The organism is Leifsonia sp. 71-9, from assembly GCF_001898805.1.
Taxonomy (GTDB): Bacteria; Actinomycetota; Actinomycetes; order Actinomycetales; family Microbacteriaceae; genus Leifsonia.
The window spans coordinates 66,248-67,950 of sequence record NZ_MKVJ01000001.1; the positions used below are offsets into that span (position 1 = coordinate 66,248).

At 69.8% G+C, this 1,703-nt stretch carries 1 protein-coding gene and 2 pseudogenes; 2 read left to right on the plus strand and 1 reads right to left on the minus strand.

What is annotated here, in order from left to right; all coding sequences use genetic code 11:
• Positions 1-445: pseudogene (locus BGO91_RS00330) on the plus strand (ABC transporter permease subunit); the annotation flags it as partial.
• Between the two features lie 9 nt (positions 446-454).
• Positions 455-1,345 carry a glycine betaine ABC transporter substrate-binding protein gene (locus BGO91_RS00335; protein WP_366925282.1) on the plus strand — a complete coding sequence of 297 codons (891 nt, stop codon included), beginning with the start codon at positions 455-457 and terminating at the stop codon, positions 1,343-1,345.
• Here the strand turns inward: BGO91_RS00335 and BGO91_RS00340 are convergent.
• A pseudogene (locus BGO91_RS00340) lies at positions 1,335-1,703 on the minus strand (alpha/beta hydrolase); the annotation flags it as partial. The gene BGO91_RS00335 and the pseudogene BGO91_RS00340 sit on opposite strands and share 11 nt — an antisense overlap.

Genomic DNA, 1,703 nt, shown 5'->3' on the forward strand with positions numbered 1-1,703 from the left:
CCGCCCGGTGCTCGACTTCATGCAGACGATGCCCGCGTTCGTCTACCTGATCCCGGCCCTCATCCTGTTCCGCGTCGGCGTCGTGCCGGGCATGGTCGCGACGATCGTGTTCGCGATGGCGCCCGGAGTGCGCCTGACCGAGCTCGGCATCCGCGGCGTCGACAAGGAGCTGGTGGAGGCCGGCCGCGCGTTCGGCTCGCCGCCGCGCCGCATCCTGCGCCAGATCCAGCTGCCGCTGGCGATGCCGTCGATCCTGGCCGGCGTCAACCAGGTCATCATGCTCTCGCTCTCGATGGTCGTCATCGCCGGCATGGTCGGCGCGGGCGGGCTCGGCCGCGACATCGTCCAGGCGCTCAGCCGGGTGGATGTGGGCCTCGGCTTCGAGGCCGGCGTCTCCGTGGTGATCCTCGCGATCATCCTCGACCGCCTCACCGCCTCGGTCGGCCGCGCGCGCCTGCGCATGCCCAAGCGCGCACTCGCCGTGCTCGGCGCCGCCGTGCTCGTCGCGGTGGGTGGCACGGCCGTGACCGCCGCCTCCACCGCCTCCACCGGCGACAAGGGCACCGTCAAGGTCGCCGTCTTCAACGGCTGGCCCGAGGGCGAGGCCGCCTCGTACCTGTGGAAGCACGTGCTGGAGAAGGAGGGCTACACCGTCGACTTCGAGTACGCGGACGCCGGCCCGGCCTTCGCCGGTCTCTCCACCGGCGACTACGACGTGGCGTTCGACGGCTGGCTGCCGACCACCCACGAGGCGTACATGAAGAAGTACGGCTCGAAGCTCACCGACCTCGGTGCGTGGAATAAGGAGGCCAAGCTCACCATCGCCGTGAACAAGGACGCGCCGATCGACTCGCTCGACGAACTCGCCGCCCACTCCTCGGACTTCGGCAACCGCCTCGTCGGCATCGAGCCGGGCGCCGGCCTCACGCAGGCGACGCAGGACAAGGTCATCCCGGGCTACGGCCTCGGCTCGATGGACTTCGTCACCTCGTCGACGCCGGCCATGCTGGCCGAGCTGACCGCCGCGATGAAGAAGGGCGACGACATCGCCGTGACCCTGTGGCGGCCGCACTGGGCCTACGACGAGTTCGACCTGAAGGACCTCAAGGATCCGAAGGGCGCACTCGGCGAGGCGGAGTCCATCCACTCGATCGGCAGCGCGGACTTCGCGAAGAAGTTCCCCGAGGTCGCGGGCTGGGTGAAGGGCTTCTCGCTCGACTCCGACCTGCTCTACTCGCTCGAGAACGTCATGTTCAACAGCGGGGCGCAGTCGTCGCAGTACGACGGCATCGTGTCGAAGTGGATGGACGAGCACGCCGAATACGTGGAGTCGCTCACCTCGTAGCGTCGAGCGTCCCGCTCACTCCGACGGCGTGCAGCCAGTCGAAGAGGGAGCGGAGCGAGCGCAGCGCGACGGTGGCGTGCGTCGCACCGGGGATCCGGTCGTACGTCACCGTCGTGCCGTCCGCCTTCGCGGTCGCCACGAACGCGTCGGTCGCGGAGGGGCGCACGAGCTTGTCGCTCTCGCCTTGCGCGACGAACAGCGGCATCGCCAGCGCGGTGCCGCCCGGCGTGTTCTGCGCGAGCAGCCCGGCCCAGGGCTCGGTCGTCTCGGGGTCGGCGGTGAGGAACCGCCCGACCAGCGGCTGCGCGATCGTGTGCAGCTCCTTGTTCTGCGAGAGCAGGCAGAGGTCGTTCATGGC